16 protein-coding genes are annotated in these 16,435 nt (G+C 57.5%); 9 read left to right on the forward strand and 7 right to left on the reverse strand.

Annotated elements, in window-relative coordinates; translation table 11 throughout:
* Positions 1–17: 17 nt before the first annotated feature.
* The 3 genes from L6758_RS07895 (at position 18) to L6758_RS07905 (ending at position 4,079) form a co-directional block, all read left to right on the forward strand.
* Positions 18–1,427 (forward strand): MFS transporter, encoded by a 1,410-nt coding sequence (locus L6758_RS07895; RefSeq protein WP_237205414.1) that lies wholly within the window; start codon positions 18–20, stop codon positions 1,425–1,427.
* Between the two features lie 203 nt (positions 1,428–1,630).
* Positions 1,631–3,049 (forward strand): sodium:solute symporter, encoded by a 1,419-nt coding sequence (locus L6758_RS07900; RefSeq protein WP_237205413.1) that lies wholly within the window; start codon positions 1,631–1,633, stop codon positions 3,047–3,049.
* A complete protein-coding gene (locus tag L6758_RS07905; RefSeq protein WP_237205412.1) occupies positions 3,042–4,079 on the forward strand; it encodes a GNAT family N-acetyltransferase in 1,038 nt (345 codons plus the stop codon). The genes L6758_RS07900 and L6758_RS07905 overlap by 8 nt, the downstream gene beginning before the upstream one ends.
* On the opposite strand, the gene L6758_RS07910 is transcribed toward L6758_RS07905, so the two are convergent.
* Entirely contained in the window at positions 3,976–5,040 is a 1,065-nt protein-coding gene (locus L6758_RS07910; protein WP_237205411.1) for a sugar phosphate isomerase/epimerase, read from the reverse strand. The two genes, L6758_RS07905 and L6758_RS07910, sit on opposite strands and share 104 nt — an antisense overlap.
* Before the next feature lie 257 nt (positions 5,041–5,297).
* Here L6758_RS07910 and L6758_RS07915 point away from each other — a divergent pair, with 257 nt between their 5' ends.
* Complete coding sequence (locus tag L6758_RS07915) at positions 5,298–6,947, forward strand: thiamine pyrophosphate-binding protein (RefSeq protein ID WP_237205410.1); 1,650 nt, start codon at positions 5,298–5,300, stop codon at positions 6,945–6,947.
* A gap of 70 nt (positions 6,948–7,017) precedes the next feature.
* On the opposite strand, the gene L6758_RS07920 is transcribed toward L6758_RS07915, so the two are convergent.
* A complete protein-coding gene (locus L6758_RS07920; protein ID WP_237205409.1) occupies positions 7,018–7,638 on the reverse strand; it encodes a hypothetical protein in 621 nt (206 codons plus the stop codon).
* A 121-nt stretch (positions 7,639–7,759) separates the two neighbouring features.
* Here L6758_RS07920 and L6758_RS07925 point away from each other — a divergent pair, with 121 nt between their 5' ends.
* Complete coding sequence (locus tag L6758_RS07925; protein ID WP_237205408.1) at positions 7,760–8,317, forward strand: type IV toxin-antitoxin system AbiEi family antitoxin domain-containing protein; 558 nt, start codon at positions 7,760–7,762, stop codon at positions 8,315–8,317.
* Positions 8,307–9,137 carry a nucleotidyl transferase AbiEii/AbiGii toxin family protein gene (locus tag L6758_RS07930; protein ID WP_237205407.1) on the forward strand — a complete coding sequence of 277 codons (831 nt, stop codon included), beginning with the start codon at positions 8,307–8,309 and terminating at the stop codon, positions 9,135–9,137. Before L6758_RS07925 ends, L6758_RS07930 begins: the two co-directional genes overlap by 11 nt.
* Positions 9,138–9,246: 109 nt before the next feature.
* Here the strand turns inward: L6758_RS07930 and L6758_RS07935 are convergent, their stop codons facing one another.
* The 4 genes from L6758_RS07935 to L6758_RS07950 form a co-directional block, all read right to left on the reverse strand.
* On the reverse strand, positions 9,247–10,548 hold the full coding sequence (locus L6758_RS07935; RefSeq protein ID WP_237205406.1) for an ABC transporter permease: 1,302 nt from the start codon (positions 10,546–10,548) through the stop codon (positions 9,247–9,249).
* Positions 10,545–11,234: an ABC transporter ATP-binding protein gene (locus L6758_RS07940; RefSeq protein WP_237205405.1), complete on the reverse strand. Its 690-nt coding sequence runs from the start codon at positions 11,232–11,234 to the stop codon at positions 10,545–10,547. The genes L6758_RS07935 and L6758_RS07940 overlap by 4 nt, the downstream gene beginning before the upstream one ends.
* 2 nt (positions 11,235–11,236) lie before the next feature.
* Positions 11,237–12,661 (reverse strand): efflux RND transporter periplasmic adaptor subunit, encoded by a 1,425-nt coding sequence (locus L6758_RS07945; protein WP_237205404.1) that lies wholly within the window; start codon positions 12,659–12,661, stop codon positions 11,237–11,239.
* Between the two features lie 217 nt (positions 12,662–12,878).
* Positions 12,879–13,349, reverse strand: a complete 471-nt coding sequence (locus tag L6758_RS07950; RefSeq protein ID WP_237205403.1) for a hypothetical protein — start codon at positions 13,347–13,349, stop codon at positions 12,879–12,881.
* Positions 13,350–13,602: 253 nt separating this feature from the next.
* On the opposite strand from L6758_RS07950, the gene L6758_RS11125 reads away from it, so the two are divergent.
* On the forward strand, positions 13,603–14,055 hold the full coding sequence (locus tag L6758_RS11125; protein ID WP_369126954.1) for a DUF805 domain-containing protein: 453 nt from the start codon (positions 13,603–13,605) through the stop codon (positions 14,053–14,055).
* A gap of 77 nt (positions 14,056–14,132) precedes the next feature.
* On the opposite strand, the gene L6758_RS07955 is transcribed toward L6758_RS11125, so the two are convergent.
* Entirely contained in the window at positions 14,133–14,537 is a 405-nt protein-coding gene (locus tag L6758_RS07955) for a tautomerase family protein (RefSeq protein ID WP_237205402.1), read from the reverse strand.
* 167 nt (positions 14,538–14,704) lie between these two features.
* On the opposite strand from L6758_RS07955, the gene L6758_RS07960 reads away from it, so the two are divergent.
* The gene (locus L6758_RS07960; protein ID WP_237205401.1) at positions 14,705–15,442 is read left to right on the forward strand and encodes a GntR family transcriptional regulator; all 738 of its coding nucleotides are present in this window, start codon (positions 14,705–14,707) and stop codon (positions 15,440–15,442) included.
* Between the two features lie 14 nt (positions 15,443–15,456).
* Positions 15,457–16,350 carry a 5-deoxy-glucuronate isomerase gene (iolB, locus tag L6758_RS07965; protein ID WP_237205400.1) on the forward strand — a complete coding sequence of 298 codons (894 nt, stop codon included), beginning with the start codon at positions 15,457–15,459 and terminating at the stop codon, positions 16,348–16,350.
* Positions 16,351–16,435: the final 85 nt, after the last annotated feature.

The following is a 16,435-nucleotide window of genomic DNA, read 5'->3' on the forward strand; positions in this document are numbered from 1 at the left end:
AGGCAAAAGGTAACACAATGAAAGAAACAAAATACCTGAAATGGTACAACGTAGTAGGTTACGGTTCCGGCGATGTTGCCGGCAACGTGGTCTACGCCTTCCTCGCATCATTCGTGATGATTTACCTTACCGACACGGTAGGACTCAACCCAGGAATTATCGGCACCCTCATTCTTGCCTCCAAGATTTTTGACGGCGTTTCCGACCTCTTCTTTGGGGCAATGATCGACAAAACCAACACCCGCATGGGTAAAGCACGCCCCTGGATGCTCTGGGGCTACGTCGGCTGCGCCGCAATGATTATCGCCATCTTCGCGATTCCGCCATCACTCGGTGATTTCGCCCAGTACGCCTGGTTCTTCATCGCCTACACCCTCCTCAACGGCGTGTTCTACACCGCCAACAACATTGCCTACTCCGCACTCACCTCACTCATCACCAAGAACGGTAACGAGCGCGTACAGATGGGTTCAACCCGCTTCATGTTTGCGTTCGGCACCAGCCTCCTCATTCAAAGCATCACCGTTCAAGGCGTCGAAATGTTCGGCGGCGGCGCAGAAGGCTGGCGCACCATCGCCATCATCTACGCCCTCATCGGCCTCGCCGTCAATACCCTCTCCGTCTTCTCCGTCAAGGAGCTCCCCAAATCAGTCCTTGAAGAAGAAACCCAGGCTATCCCCATCATTCACGAGAGGAACAACCCTGTTCCCGAGAAGTACAGCTTCAAAGAATCCCTCGGCCTGCTCGGAAGCAACAAGTTCTATCTCCTGATTCTTGCAGTCTTCCTGCTCAACCAAATTTTCAACACTACACTGAGCATGGGCATCTACTTCATGACCTATATCCTGGGTGATGCCAAGCTCCTCGGCCCCTTCGCCTGGGCTATCAACGTCCCCCTCATCATTGGCCTGCTCTTCACCCCCATCGTGGTGAAAAAATTCCAAGGCATGTACAAAATCAACGTCATCGGCTACATCATCGCGTTCGTTGCCCGCGTTCTTGTAATCGTGGCAGCCTACATGGGCAATATCCCCCTGATGCTGGTCTTCTCCGGTATTGCCTCCATCGGAATGAGCCCCCTCCAGGGCACCATCAACGCACTCATCGCTGAAGCCTCGGAATACACCTTCCTCTCCAAAAAGAAGAGGGTAGATGGAACCATGTTCTCCGCAACCTCACTGGGCGTCAAGATCGGTGGCGGTGTAGGCACTGCGCTCGCTGGCTGGCTACTCGCTTTCAGCGGCTACGTCGCTAACGCACCGGAGCAATCAGAATCTGCACTACAGATGCTCTACATCATGTACCTATGGATCCCGGCAGCGGTCAACCTCATCATTCTTCTCCTGCTCACCCAGCTTAAGGTGGAGAAAGCCAACAAGGAACTAAGGGAAAACGCACCTATCAATTACACGGTGCTCGATAGGTAAAAGTATTCTGCTGAACCCCAAAAGCGTTGCACGCCATTCCCCTGGTGTGCAACGCTTTTATGCGGTTATTAGGTATTCCTCGTATCGAGGTCAGCGGGGGATCTACAAACGCCTTCCTAGGCTCACCAACAATTTCTATATGTGACAACCATCGCGTATGCTACATCACGACCTTAAAGCCGTATCACCACGAATGGCGACCCATGAACCTCGCCATTATCCTGCTTTACCTCGGTGCCCTCGTTTTCTTCGGGTACCTCGGCAAGCGCCGCGCCAACAGTACCGAAGACTTCCGTGTTGCAGGTCGCCGCCTGGGCCCGCTCCTTTATACCGGCACCATGAGCGCGGTAGTGCTGGGCGGGGCCTCAACCGTGGGCGGTGTGGGCCTGGGCTACACCTATGGCCTGTCAGGTATGTGGCTGGTCGTGGCTATTGCGGCGGGTGTTCTACTACTCTCCCTAGTCTTTGCGCCCATTATCTCGCGGCTCAAGATCTATACCGTCTCGCAAATGCTTTCCCTACGCTATGGGGTACGAGCGACCCAGGTTTCTTCTATTGTCATGCTGGCATACACCGTCATGATTGCGGTGACCTCAACCGCCGCCTACGCTTCAATCTTCCGCGTGATGTTTGATATGGATCGCACCTGGGCTATTCTGCTCGGCTCCCTGGTGGTCATTGGTTACTCGCTGCTGGGCGGCATGTGGTCCATTACCCTGACCGACATGATGCAGTTCGCGATTATGACCGTGGGCATGTTCTTGCTGATGCTGCCCTTCTCGCTGAGCCAGGCTGGCGGCTGGCAGGGCCTCACTGAACGCTTGGACGCCGAGTTCTTCCAGCTAGGTTCTATGGGCATGAACTCCATCATCACCATGTTCGTGATTTACACCCTGGGTATTTTGGTTGGCCAGGACATCTGGCAGCGTGTCTTCTCAGCCCGCTCCCCCGAGGTCGCCCGCTGGGGCGGTGCGAGCGCCGGTATCTACATCGCCCTCTACGGCGTAGCCGGTGCGGTGATCGGTATGGCGGCTGCGGTGCTAGCTCCTCAGCTTGAGAGCCAGGACGACGCCTTCGCAGCTCTTGCGCAGAACTACCTGCCTGCGGGTGTGGGAGGGGTTGTCTTGGCCGCCGGTGTGGCCGCCATGATGTCAACGGCCTCGGGTGCCCTGATTGCTTCTGCCACCGTAGCCCGTGTAGATGTAATTCCCTTTATCACCGGGCGCCCTGCGCTTGAGGAAGGCGAGGAAACCGATGCCACTCTCAAGGCTGACCGCCTGTACCTGCTGGTTCTGGGCGTGCTGGTTACTTTTATTGCCATCTTCTTGACCGACACCGTGACCTCTTTGACCATTGCCTACGACATCCTGGTGGGCGGCCTGATGGTTGCAATCCTGGGCGGGCTGGTGTGGAAGCGCGGCACAGGTATGGGTGCGGCGCTTTCTATGGCGGCAGGCTCCCTGGTGACCCTAGGGTGCATGCCGATCTTTGGCGTGCTGGCGAACGAGCCGATTTACTACGGCCTGGCAGTGTCGCTGGTGGTGTATGTGGTAGCGTCCTTGGCCACCAAACCCACCTCGCCCGAGGTAATGAATGCCTGGCAGGAGCGGCTGAATGGCTAGTATGCAGCTGACCTTCTCCAGCGCCCCGGCCAACCACCGGGAGCAACTACCCGACTGGGCGCAAGCCGTGTATTTTGAGGATTTCACGCGCGATAACCACACCCGCTGCCTCCTGGCGCATAGCAATGGGCAGCTGGTAGGGATTGTTGCCTGGTGGACGGCCCGCGCCCACCACACCCGCTATGAACTCCAGCTTGCGGTGGCGCCCCATCTGCGGCGTCAAGGTATAGGTACTGCCCTCTACCAGCAGGCGCGGGCACAGGCGTCCGCACCCCTACCCTTCTTCATGCGTGACTACCTGGGCGAAGCAACCCTACATTTTGCTGATTCGCTGGGCGCCCAGACTATTCAGATGGTGCCACCTGCCACTATGCCCACCGACTCGGCGCAGAATCTGCGGGAGCACGCGTCCGTCCACTCTGCCCAAAGCGTAAGCTACCCGGAATTTGAACAGGCCTACGTCGATTTTTATGAGTGGACGCACGCCAGCTGGCACCCCGTATCGGGCGACCACCGGCCGGTGCTGGCCCGTCATGCCGCCGAAGCCTACAACGACTACTCATCAATCGCGGTGGATGCCGCCGGGCAGGTGCACGCGGTCATAGCGGTTTTTCCCGGTGACCAGCCTGAACTCTGCGGAGAGACGACCACCCCAGCCCCTGATCAGGGGGAGCTGCTCTTAGAGGCCTGCCTGCGGCGCTCCCTCGAAAAACTAGGTGAAGCGGGGCACAGCACAGTCGAGGCCGATGGGCATATCTCAGCCCCCCCACTTCTTCCCTGCCTGGGCCAAAACCGGGGCAAGCGGACGCTGGTACCGGCTAGTGGAGATACCTGCCGAACCATAGCATCAGCTTGTGCAGGCATCCTGGGCTCTGTGCACAGAAAAACCTGCACAGAGCCCAAGAAACCTGCACACCCCGCCGTATTTACTGGTAGGTCACCACATAGGGTTTGGGAGTCAACGCGTAGGTCTGGGCGGGGGTCAGAGTGGGGGTGTCCTCGTCGTAGAAATTCTTCCACGAGGGCTTGATAGCCGGGTCGAGATTGCGAATGAGCTCCTGGTAGGTTGAGTCCTTGAGCTCGGGGGTGCCGTGACCGTCTGCATGCAGGGTGAGGGCCAGTTCGGGGTGGCTCGTATCGAGTGTCGCCCGGTTAGTAATCATGGAGTGCGTGAACTGGTGCAACACCACCATCTTCTGGGGCAGGCGGTGCTTATCGGTCAGAGCCGCCAGGTAGTCCAGGGTTTCATTAATTTCTGAGGCATCGACGGTCCCGATTTGTTGCAGGTGCACCTGGCCGGGGTAGATACGCCACTCAGGGTCGATACCCAGGCCAACATGGGGTTCCTTGAGCAACTCCTCATACTGCTTGACCTGCTCGGTGAAGGTACTGCGACCGGGCTGGAAGTCCAAGATAACGTAAACCCCGCTCTTACGGGCTTCGTCGATGAGCGGGCGCAAGCTGTCTATGGTTGCCTCATCGGAGTAGTCGCCGTCAGGTCCGGGGGCAGAGCTTGCCACGGTAGCAATGATTTCAAAGGCGGGGATGACCTTTTCGTCGCTGTGCACCTGGTATTCAGCGGCAAGGTTTTTGACGCGAGCAACAGATTCAGCCGGTCCCTGCTCACCAAGCACTCCCAGGGACGGGCCGCCGGGGTTGCCGTAGAGTGCCACGTAGCGGTGGGCAAAAATCTGGTCGCCGCCACCGAGTACCTCGCTCTTGGGGGCGTTAGCCCGCGGTTGGGCTTGCACGGAGGCGGACGCGGTCGCGCTAGCACTTGCCGAGGGGGTAGCGGCCAATGCGGTAGGAGCGAGTGAGGACGCCGTCGCGCTAGCGCTGCGTGTGGGGCTGGGGGTTACAGAACTGCTTACGGCCGTTGTGGGGGTGGCGGTTTCGCTCGCAGAGTTATCAGCTGGAGTAGCTGAGCACCCTGTCAGGACGAGGGCAGAGAGAGTTGTAAGGGCAAGAAGATGAGCGTGACGAGTAGGCATGGTGTCCTGGGAGTTGACTGCAAATGTTTAATCAGTCTACTGAATATTTGCCCTCAATGTCTTTCTATGACGCAGCATGAAACCATAACGGGGCATCTGCCACCAGAGCCACCCGATGCAGCCAAGCCGCCACGGGCGTCCACTCATAAACATACTGTGCTCCGCATAACATTTCAGGCACGAAAATCCCGCATATCTATGCATTGACCCCGTATGCTAAAGCGGAAGCCCGCACCCCGCGCCCACGAAAGGCCCCCATGACTCACCCCTCACTCCCCGACCGTTCCGGTGAAACCACCGAGCCCCGCCGCAACGCCGGCTACGCCATTCTGGCGACCCTGCGCAGCTACGGCATCGACACCGTTTTCGGCATTCCCGGCACCCACAACCTCGAGTTCTACCGCCACCTCGAAGAGCTCGATATCCACCCCGTCACCACCCGCCACGAGCAGGGTGCTTCCTACGGGGCGGACGGCTGGTCGCTGACCCGCGGACTGCCCGGCGTCGTCATCACCACTTCGGGCCCCGGCCTGCTCAACTCCCTCTCGGGTGCCGCCACCGCCTACGCCGAGTCGCGCCCCATGATTATCCTGTCCCCCGGCCGCCCCGTGGGCCACGAATTCCGTGACATCGGCGCCCTGCACGAGACCAAGAACCCCACCGGCGCCGTCAACTCCATCGTCGAGTTCTCCCGCCGCGTGAACTCCGCCGAAGAAGCCGTGGACATCATCCACAACGCCTTCCGCTCCTTCGCCCACAACCGTCCGCGCCCCATCCACATCGAAGTACCCCTCGACGTGCTCGAACGCGACGTCGAACTCGACCCCGCTATCCTGCAGGCCCGCCCCCTCGGCAAGCCCCAGCCCGCCCCCATCGACGACGTGCGTGAAGCAGCCCGCATGCTGGCTGAATCAAAGAAACCCATCATCGTCGCAGGTGGCGGCTCTATCGGCGCAGCAGCCGACCTGCTCCGCCTGGCAGAAACCCTGGAAGCTCCCGTCATCACCTCGGTCAACGGCAAGGGCGCCATCCCCGAAAAGCACCGCCTCTCCCTCGGCGCCGACCTGCGCCTGAGCGCAGCCCACGCCTTCTGCCGTGAGGCCGACGCCATGCTGATTATCGGCTCCAAGATTGGTGAAGCAGAGCTCTGGGACGGCGACATCCGCCCCGCTGGCCCCGTCATTCGCATCGATATTACGCGTGACCAGATGCTGACCAACATCACCCCCGACATTGAGCTGCCGGGCAACTCCAAGGCCGTCATTCCGCAGCTTCTGGACGCCCTCGCCGAGCTCGGCCTGGCCCCCGGCTCCCGCGAGCCCCGCGACCTGCAAAACATCTTTGACGCCCTCGACAACGAGGGACGGGCGCTGGCTCCCGAGCTGGCAGAGCTCAACGAGAAGATCATGGAGATCCTGCCTGAGGACACCATCATCGCCGGTGACTCCTCCCAGGTCACCTACATGGGCACCACCACCTTCTACCGGGCGGCCCGCCCCAACTCCCTGCTCTACATGGCAACCTACGCCACCCTGGGCTACGGCCTGCCTGCCGCTATTGGCGCCAAGGTAGCCGCCCCCGAGCGTCCTGTGGTCTGCCTACTCGGCGACGGCGCCCTCATGTTCGCCATTCAGGAGCTCATGACCGCCGTTGAGCAGCAGCTCGACCTGCCCATCATCTGTGTGGAGAACGGCGGCTACGGCGAGATCCGCCAGAACGAGCGCGACCGCGGCATCGCCCCTGTGGCTGTGGACCTGGTACAGCCCGACTGGGTCAAGCTAGCCGAGGGCTTCGGCGCTACCGGCTTCTCAGCCACCATGGAGACCCTGGCAGAGACCGTCCAGCAGGCTCTTGCTACCAGCGGCCCCTCGGTCGTCCATCTGAAGATTGGTGAGACCCTGCGCTAGGCGCAGCTAGCGCATAGAGATAAGGACGCCGCCCCCCACTTCCCTAGATTAAGGAGGCTTTTAGGCCTCCCTAGTAAATGACCCTGCCACCCCTAAAACCAGTAGCACGCCCCCGTTCGACTGCTTCGAAAAGGTGGCTGGTCGCAATCGTGCCGCCGCGACGAAAAGAGGTTTCAAGCTCCACTTCACCAATACTGTCCGAATTCAGCTGAAAATAAACAAGGGGTATATCTATGTCCTGTCGTGTTTCTTGGATTTCCTTCCACGGGGCACTGTAAACAGAGGTATCACCTTGTTTCCGCACAAGGCCTTCTCCCCTAACCCCACTTTGGGTTTCCATCCAGAGCACCTCAAAGACCTGAATAGCTGAGTATTTTTCAAGACTTAAAGCTAGATAGCTGGGGCGACGAGAGCTAATCCAACCTGCTGTGTCCGGGGTTCCCTGAACAACGGGACAGATATACGCATTGAATCGTTGGAACTCCCAGGTTCCAACACCTTTAGCAGGAGCATAGGCCGACTGCTCCGGCTGGAGGTGAGAGAACCAGTCATCAAGCACTTTGTCATCCCAGTAAGGCGTCCTTGACGCTAGGCCAGACGGAACGGGCAACGTCCCCTCCCGAATCATGCGGTCAATTCCATTTGGTCGCACCTTCATTTGCTGAGCGAGTTGTGAACGTGTAGTAACCATCTACCTCTCCCTTTCTGAATGTATCCTGTTCTTAACACAAGACTACCGTTAGTGGTATTATTGCGTCAAGAACAGGATACATAAAAGTACCCTATTAAGGTCTAACACCACAAAGGTAAGGATGAATCAGCAAAGTTATAGAGAAATCCTGCACGAGGTTGCAATGGACAACTACGGATATATCACAACCCAAGATGCCTTGGAATTGAGCATACCAGCAGGTGAGTTAGCAAAGCTTGCACACAGAAAAAAGGGGGGCCTGAGAAACATATCCTACGGTCTATATCGAGATGAAAGCATTCCCGAAGACCCGAGAGGGTATGACCAACTAGCAGAAGCCGTATTAAGAGTGGGCAAAGGGGCATACATCCACGGAGAAAGTGTACTCGCTATGCACCAGCTTGCATTAGTCAACCCTCGTTATATACACGTAGCCTCACCGCGTCCGGCTAGACCCTCCCTACCTTCTTATATCAAACTGTCGAAAGCTAAATTTGGTCTAAAAATCACGGAATATGAGGGCATACCAGCACAGACAGTAGCTGATGCAATCATCGAGTGCCGAAGGAGAATTGAGCCTAGTCGACTTAAAGAAGCTGCTCAAGAAGCTAGACAACAGGGACTGATAACATCAAAGGAGTGGAAAAAAATAATACAGGAGATAAGCTATGGAAGATAACCGTCCAAATAATTTACGAGCTCTCAAAGATCGAATAAAAAATGCTGCAACGAAGCAAGGCCAAACAGAGATGCGTTATCGGACGGCATTGGCACTAGTTATCGTTGGTCAAATGCTTCCTGATGGAGCCATCAAGGGCGGCAGCTCGATGGCTATACGGTACGGACAAGGCGCCAGATTTACCCGAGACCTTGATGTGGCCCGCCGTAACGAGCTAGAGACCTTTCAAGAAAAGTTTGAAGAATCTTTAGAGCAGGGTTGGAATGGCTTTACAGGTAACCTTGTAGAGAAGTCCCCACCTCGACCTGCTGGTGTCCCAACAGGCTATGTTATGCAACCCTTTGAGATAAAACTGCAATATAAAGGCAAGTCTTGGTGCACAGTTCCGTTTGAGCTAGGGCATAACGAAATAGACGCCGCCGTAGACCCTGAACTTAAAATTTCAGATGCGTTAACCCAACTATTTGTTGATGTGGGCCTACCAAAGCCAAATCCTGTACCGGTTATGCAGCTAGATCATCAAATCGCTCAGAAACTTCATGCCGTATCAGCAGTCAATAGTGATCGTGCGCGTGACTTGGTTGATTTACAGTTGATAATCAACGAAGAGAAAATTGACTACAAATCTCTTCGGCAAACCTGTTGCCGACTTTTCGGCTATCGCAAAGCTCAGGAATGGCCTCCAACCATCGAAGTGGGAGAGGACTGGCATAGCCTTTACGAAGAAGCTCATACTGATCTTAACGTCCTTGAAACTGTAGCTGAAGCAGTGGAGTGGGCTAATAATTTAATTCAGAAAATAGATCAAACCCAATCATAATTTCATAAAAAGCTGTATAACTCATTCATGGGGTTAACTACCGCAGGTTTGTAGTAATGGCAAATCTGCGGTAGATTTCCAACCACCCCTACAGAGATTTTGCTTCTACTTATTCGTAGCGCAGGGCGTCGATGGGGTCGAGCTTGGCTGCCTTGTTAGCCGGGTAGTAGCCGAAGAAGAGGCCGATAGCCAGGGAGAAACCCAGGGCTAGGAGGACGGCGCTGAGCGGCGGGAAGACGAAGGTGCCCAGCATGTTGGCACCCAGCATACCCAGGCCACCGCCCAGAAGGACGCCCAGAATACCGCCAACCAGGCAGACCATCATGGCCTCGACCACAAACTGTAGGCGGATTGCCCCTCGCGTTGCCCCCAGGGCCTTGCGGATACCGATTTCGCGGGTACGTTCGGTGACGGTCACGAGCATAATGTTCATAACGCCGATACCGCCCACCAGTAGCGAGATACCGGCGATAGCCGAGATGGCTGCACTGATGCCGTCCAGAACCGCGTTGAACTGCTCGGTCATCGCCGAGAAGTCCTGAATCTCGGCCATGAACTGGTCATCGCTGCGGTACATGCTGGTCAGGTGGGCCTGGAGCAGGGCCTTGACCTGGCCCAGGTCCTTGCCCTCAGCCGGGCGCACGGTGATGCTATTCCAGCCGTCGCTGTTATAGGAGTTGAAGTCAGACTCCAGCGAAATCGGTAGGTAGACTGTGCCCGGCCCTGTGTAGGCGAAGATACCGCTGCCCACAGACTCGGTTTGATAGACCCCGACCACCATAAGGCTTCGCGAGGTCATGCCAAACTGCGCATCGATTTCACTTCCCACTGCTGCCTGGGGGTCGCCAAAGAGCTGGTACGCCTGATCAGTTGAAAGCAGGATAACCGGTCGTTTGGCATCCATGTCGGCTTGCGTCAGAGAACGCCCCGCCACCAGGCTGACCGGGTTGAGCTCCAGGTAGTCCATATTGACGAACTGGGCACTGGCGTAAGGAGCCTCGCTCCCACCAGCGCTGAGATCTACGCTGGTGTAAGAGTTTGCCCCGAGGGGAATACCCGCGATGTTATCGCCCAGGGCCTCTTTGAGGCGGGCGATGTCATCCTCGTCGAACTTGGACTCAGCCGTAGGCTCGATGTATTCCCCGTTCGGCATACCCATGGGCATGGGGCCGGAGGTCAGCCCCGCTTCTTCCTGCTCCTCGGTGGGGCGCTGCACCACGTTCACCATCAGGTCGTTGGCACCGGAGCTCACAATCGACTCAGAGGCCTGGGTTTTGAGCGAATGCCCCAGGGTCAGAATCGTAATGACCGAAGCGATACCCACGATGATACCGAGCAGGGTGAGGAAGGAGCGCATCTTGTTGTTGCGCAGGCTCCCCAGGGCTAGGGAGATTGATTCACGCACGTTCATTGCGTAACCTCCTCTGTAATCCGACCGTCGACCATGGTGACGATACGGTCGGTCTCAGCCGCCAGTTCGGGGTTGTGGGTAATGAAGACGATGGTCTTGCCCTGCTCGCGGTTGAGCTCGTGGAAGAGGTCCATGACCATACGGCCGGTTTGGGAGTCCAGGGCGCCAGTGGGCTCATCTGCCAGGAGCAGGGGCGGGTCGTTGGCCAGGGCGCGGGCAATAGCAACGCGCTGCTTTTGACCGCCCGAGAGAGCCGCGGGGCTGTGATTCATGCGGTCGGCCATGCCCATCTGCTCTAGCAGGTGAGCAGCTCGTTCGCGACGGTCACGGGGGTTGATGCCGGCGTACATCATGGGCATTTCCACATTCTTGAGGGCAGAAATACGGCCCACCAGGTTGAAGCTCTGGAAGATGAACCCGATGTTCTGGCTGCGATAGTAGGCCAGTTCATCGTCGCTGAGCGAGGGTATATTCTCGCCCGCGAAGGTGTAGTAGCCGTAAGTGGCCCGGTCGAGCAGGCCGATGATGTTCATCAGTGTGGTTTTACCCGAGCCGGACTGGCCCACCACCGACACAAACTCACCGCGGTCGACGTGAAAGTCAACGCCGGGGAGCACCGTAATGGCACTGGGTGTGCCCGCGTTGAAGGTTTTAACGATGCCTTGCATATCGAGCAGGGTGCTCATGGCTACCACCCGAAGCTGGTGCCGGCATTGAGGGTGACGGTTTCACCCACGCGGTAGCGGTAGGCCTCACCGTAGGTGAGCACCATGTCGCCAGAGGCTACGTCGCCGCCGGTGATGGCAATGTCGAATTCGTTGGCCAGGCCGGTTTCAACGGAGCGCTCTTCGAGGGTGAAGGAGCCGTCGTCGTTGGGCACAGCTACTACAACGCTCTCGCTCCCCAGGTCGTTGGTGTAGACCGCATCGAGGGGTACAGCCAGTGAGCTCTCTTCTTCAGCGGTGATAATGCTGGCCTTGACGGAGGATCCCAGATAGAGGCCGTCGCGGTCACCGGTAACTTCGATGGTGACGGTAAAGGTGGGTGAACCACCGGCTGCCATGCCCGCTGCTGCGGCCTCAGGGTCGGTCTGCTGGGCGGAGTCAGCGATGGAGGCTACCGAGGTGACGGTGCCCGAGTATTCCTTGGTTCCGGTTGCTCCGGCGGTGAAGGTGACGCGGTTACCTTCCTTGATGGTGGCAACGTCAGCCTCGCGGACGCTGGTGGTAATGGTGAGCTTGGAGTCGTCACCGATGGTAACGACGGGGCCGGTCGCAGGCGCACCGGGCTTGGCAACACTCATGACCACGCCGTTGATAGGCGAGGTGAGAGTGGCCGAGGTGAGGTCGCCCTGCAGGGCCCCGAGGGTCTGGTCACGGGTGGTTTCTGCGCTGGTCAGGGCGGTGCGGGCGCTGTTGAGCTCGGTTTCGAGGGCTGCGAGCTGGGTGTTGGCGGAGTTGCGGGCAGTGGTGACGCTGGTATCTGCGTCCGCCTTTGCTCCGTTTGCCAGGCGCAGGGCCGACTCAGCGGCGGCGACTTCAGCGTTGATCATGGTGAGGTCTTCACCGGCGGCAGCGGCCTGGTCGCGCATCTGGTACTTGGCGTTCAGGTCGGTGGCTGCCAGGGATGCCTGTTCGTTGGCGGAGCGTTGGGTGGCGAGGGCTGCCAGAATTTCAGGGTTGGTGCCGTTGGCGATTCCCTGGTTGTACTGGTCGTAGGCGGTTTGCGCTGCGGTCAGGGCGCCCTGAGCGCTGGTGACGGCCCCGTCGAGCTGGGCGCGCTGGGTGTCGAGATCGCCCTGCACAGCGGAGGTGTCGATGGTGGCTAGGGTCTGGCCGAGCTCAACCCGGTCGCCTACCTCTACCTCAACGGAGCTAATGGGGCTGGTCAGGTGGGTGGTGATGGAGCGGACCTCACCGGGGGCGATGGTGCCGTCCACCCGCACCTTGTTGCTGACACCGTCGTCGCTCAGAATCAGGTAGTCGGTGGAGGGAATAGAATTCTGGGCGGTGTTGCTGCTGCCGAAGATGCTACCCACAAACAGCGCACCGATGGCGATGAGCGCGATGATGCCTACAGCAAGGCCGATGAGAACCTTAGTGAGGGTGCTCATTTTCTTTTTGGCAGGCGGACGCCGGTGCGCAGCTTCCGGTGCTTGGGTCGGGGGTGTGGGGGTTGTGCTCATGGTGCTGGCCCTTCACTAGCGGAGATAAATGTGGTGCAGTTCTCTTTTTAGTGTAAGTGCTAACCTGCCCAGACAACACCCGGTTGATGCCCAGAAAACGACAAATCATACCGGGGTATGAGGGGTAGGCTTGCAACCTCATCCTCTAGGCGAAGCCTCCTCCCACCCACATGATGAAGGTTATGGCGAGAATGAAGAACAGCGGGGCAGCAACGATAATCAACACCCCCAAAATCAGGGCAAAAATCGCGGTTATTTTCTCTCGGCCTCTCACGAAGAGGGCCCCTATTGCCAGCCCCATGGCTCCAAGCCAGGTAAACCCTGTGGGCAGGGCTATGCTGAGTTCCCAGTCGAAGAAGATGAAGTTGGCGAGCCCTATGCAGGTCATGAGTAGCATCATGACCAGGGAGATCGTGCCGTAGGGATTGAGCTTCTTTGTCTGTTCCGGCAGGTGAACCGCTGGAGGGTAATGGGCAGCTGGGTGCTGGACAGTGCCTGCATGTTGCCCGGTACCCGGGGGCGGGTATGCGTTGGGCTGACCGGGGTGGGCCGGATAAGGCGGGGCGGTAGGTAGCGGGCGCGGCGGACGTTCGGGGTGCTGAAAGGTATTATTCATGGCACCAGTATGGGCAAAAATTCATGTTCCCACTAGGTCTTTTAAAAATCTGTGGATAACTCCGGGGTGCCCGGCGGATTTATGACCGAGTATTGCAGAAGTTATCCACAGACGCGCCAATGAAAGCTGGCCCCTCACGTTTCCTCTGTAGAATATGGTAGACGGACTAACAAGGAGGTTTTCCGTGACTACTCCTCTTTTCTCTTCCCCTGAGCCTATTCCAGGAGCAAGCCCCCTTCTAGCAACACGTCGCATGTTCGCCAAGACCTTCACCTTCTCGGGGCGGGCATCTCGTAGTGAGTTCTGGTGGCCCAATATGCTTGCCTTGAGTGTGCTGATGGCATGCGATATTGCGGCACGACGTTACGACCGATCCCGAAACCCTGGTTCCTATACAGGGCCTCACAATAAGGATGCCTTCTGGCCCTTCCCTGATCGACCGGCCCCAGGCATGCCCGAGACGCAAGAAGAACAGGCAGCGCGTAAACAACGTTTTAACAGAGCTGAGATGACTTCCTTGGCTTTTAGTGCTCCGGCGCTTGTAGCACTTGGCGTGCCTACGTTGTCGCTTTCGGTTCGACGCCTCCATGATGCTAATTTGTCAGGTCATTGGATGTGGATTCATGCATTCCCTTTTATAGGTTCCCTCGCAGCCTTCGCGCTCTCAGCCCTACCCAGTAACCCCAAGGGTGAGAGATTTGACTAGAGCAAACGACTTTTAACGAGAGAAAGCGAGCCGATCGGCTCGCCTTCTCCTCCACTCAGAGGCAACATAGTGAGACACTAGGCCTTGGGCACTCCCAGTTCCCCGGTAACATATTGGGCGACCCCGAAGCCGAAGGACCAATCGTAAAATGTGTTCTCAACATAACCAATGAACACATCTTCACCAGCAATTCCCACCTGCCCCAGCTTCTCCGCTATACGAGCATAAAGTTCCTGCTTAGCCTCTGGTGAGCGACCTTCTTGGGTGAAAATCTGAATCATAACTACACCCTCACTACGATCAAACCCCAGACCAGCATCTTCAGCAATAATTTCTCCGGGCTGATGACGATTGATAATCTGGAAACGGTCACGGACAGGGATGCCATAGACCTCAACAATAGCTTCATGAACAGCATCCGCAATAGTACGAGCACGCTCGGGAGTATGAGATTCATTGAGGTCGATTCGAACAAGGGGCATAGCCATTCCTTTCTGTAGCCATACCCACCCTACATTTTGTCCTTACAAAGTTCAATCATTACGAAAAATTTCCAGAAAAGAACTCCTTCATCCATGCGAATATTCCGTGAAAATCCTGTAATCTGATTTTGTAATTACAAAGTAACATTATCGAGAAGACTCGAACTATGACGCTCCTACCCCCCATAAGCATCGACCGCAGCTCCCCGGTTCCCCTCTATCACCAGCTCATTACGGGTATCCGCAACGCTATCTCCGAAGGCACCCTCAGTGCTGGGTCAATGCTTCCCAATGAGTTAGATATCGCCAAAACCCTCCACCTCTCTCGCCCAACCGTCCGCAAGGCCATGGACGAGCTCGTCCGGTCTGGTCTGCTCGTCCGTAAGCGCGGAGTAGGCACCCAGGTCGTCTCTAACGAGATCAGACGCCCCCTCTCCCTCAGTTCCCTCTACGACGACCTAGCCCGCAGCGGCATCGACCCCAGCACCCGCGTCCTCACCTTTGATACCATCGTCCCTCCCCCCTTCATCGCAGAAGAGCTAGGGGTAGATGATAAGGCCAGGGTCTACTACATCCGCCGTATCCGCTATGAGAACAAGACCCCCCTCGCCCTCATGGAAAACTGGGTACCCACATCCATCGGCGACATCACCCCCGCCATGCTTGAAGAGAACGGCCTCTACGAAACGATGAGAAGCCTAGGCGCAACATTCAGCGTCGGCCACCAAAAAGTTGGCGCAACCGTCGCCACCGCCGAACAAGCGGAGCACCTTGAAACCACCCCCGGTGCTGCCCTCGTCACCATGAAGCGCACCATCATGAACGACGTAGGAACGCGCATTGAAACGGGTTCCCACGTTTACCGTGCAGACCTCTACACCTTTGAGATGACCCTCTCCCAGTAAGGAAGGAAAGCAAAATGACCAACTGGTTCTACCCTGCCGGCACTGCCCAGGACGGCCCCTGGGATGTTTCCCTTGGAGCATCTGACTCATCCACTACCGTCGACGGCTGGAAGCATACCGGCGTTAAAACCGCAACCTTTACCGATGCACCTCTTACCCTAGAGGCCACCCACGAGGAACGAATCATCGTCCCCCTGACCGGTGATGTCAGCGTAACCGTCAAAGGTCATACCTACCACCTCTCCGGGCGCCCCAGTGTTTTTCACGGCCCCGCCGACGTCCTCTACACCGGAGTGAACGCCGAAGTCACCTTAACTGCAGCCCCCGGCGTGAGGGTCGCGGTTGCGTCTGGCCCGGCTAACAAGGACTACCCCACGCGCCATATCACCAAGGACGAAATTCCCGTTGAACTCCGGGGCGCCGGCACCAGCTCCCGTCAGGTACATAACTTTGGCACCCCGGCGTCTCTCGAAGCAGACCGGATTATTGTCTGCGAAGTGATTACTCCTGGTGGCAACTGGTCTTCCTACCCTCCCCACAAGCACGATGAGGAAAAGGACGGCGAAACGGCCCTTGAGGAAATCTATTACTTCGAAACTCGACCCACCCCCGGCGCTCCGGCTGAAGCGACTGACGCGATTGGCTATCAGAGGGTTTATGCCTCAGATGACCGTCCCATTGATGTCAATGAAGAAGTCCGTACCGGCGATGTTATCTTGGTTCCCTACGGTTGGCACGGTCCGGCCATGGCAGCGCCAGGCTACGATCTCTACTACCTGAATGTCATGGCAGGCCCCGGCCCTGTCCGTGATTGGCTCATTAGCGACGACCCCCACCACGGCTGGGTCCGGAACACCTGGGAGGGGCAAGATATCGACCCCCGCCTGCCCTTTACCGCTGACCAGTAGCCCTTCCTTTCATCGGACGCACCCCGCCCATCCCGGGCGTGGTGCGTCTATTTTCTGCCTGGCCATATCGCACATAAAGGGGCAT

The sequence above is a fragment of the Rothia nasimurium genome (assembly GCF_928382285.1).
GTDB lineage: Bacteria > Actinomycetota > Actinomycetes > Actinomycetales > Micrococcaceae > Rothia > Rothia nasimurium_E.

Bases quoted from the DNA above. Each gene is read 5' to 3' on its own strand.
- L6758_RS11125 (WP_369126954.1), top strand. From the start codon at position 13,603: ATGTTCGCCAAGACCTTCACCTTCTCGGGGCGGGCATCTCGTAGTGAG.
- L6758_RS07910 (WP_237205411.1), bottom strand. From the start codon at position 5,040: ATGCCTACTCGTCACGCTCATCTTCTTGCCCTTACAACTCTCTCTGCC.
- L6758_RS07940 (WP_237205405.1), bottom strand. From the start codon at position 11,234: ATGAGCACCCTGCTCGATATGCAAGGCATCGTTAAAACCTTCAACGCG.
- L6758_RS07955 (WP_237205402.1), bottom strand. From the start codon at position 14,537: ATGCCCCTTGTTCGAATCGACCTCAATGAATCTCATACTCCCGAGCGT.
- L6758_RS07900 (WP_237205413.1), top strand. From the start codon at position 1,631: ATGAACCTCGCCATTATCCTGCTTTACCTCGGTGCCCTCGTTTTCTTC.
- L6758_RS07915 (WP_237205410.1), top strand. From the start codon at position 5,298: ATGACTCACCCCTCACTCCCCGACCGTTCCGGTGAAACCACCGAGCCC.
- L6758_RS07945 (WP_237205404.1), bottom strand. From the start codon at position 12,661: ATGAGCACCCTCACTAAGGTTCTCATCGGCCTTGCTGTAGGCATCATC.
- L6758_RS07895 (WP_237205414.1), top strand. From the start codon at position 18: ATGAAAGAAACAAAATACCTGAAATGGTACAACGTAGTAGGTTACGGT.
- iolB (WP_237205400.1), top strand. From the start codon at position 15,457: ATGACCAACTGGTTCTACCCTGCCGGCACTGCCCAGGACGGCCCCTGG.
- L6758_RS07950 (WP_237205403.1), bottom strand. From the start codon at position 13,349: ATGAATAATACCTTTCAGCACCCCGAACGTCCGCCGCGCCCGCTACCT.
- L6758_RS07905 (WP_237205412.1), top strand. From the start codon at position 3,042: ATGGCTAGTATGCAGCTGACCTTCTCCAGCGCCCCGGCCAACCACCGG.
- L6758_RS07925 (WP_237205408.1), top strand. From the start codon at position 7,760: ATGAATCAGCAAAGTTATAGAGAAATCCTGCACGAGGTTGCAATGGAC.
- L6758_RS07960 (WP_237205401.1), top strand. From the start codon at position 14,705: ATGACGCTCCTACCCCCCATAAGCATCGACCGCAGCTCCCCGGTTCCC.
- L6758_RS07935 (WP_237205406.1), bottom strand. From the start codon at position 10,548: ATGAACGTGCGTGAATCAATCTCCCTAGCCCTGGGGAGCCTGCGCAAC.
- L6758_RS07920 (WP_237205409.1), bottom strand. From the start codon at position 7,638: ATGGTTACTACACGTTCACAACTCGCTCAGCAAATGAAGGTGCGACCA.
- L6758_RS07930 (WP_237205407.1), top strand. From the start codon at position 8,307: ATGGAAGATAACCGTCCAAATAATTTACGAGCTCTCAAAGATCGAATA.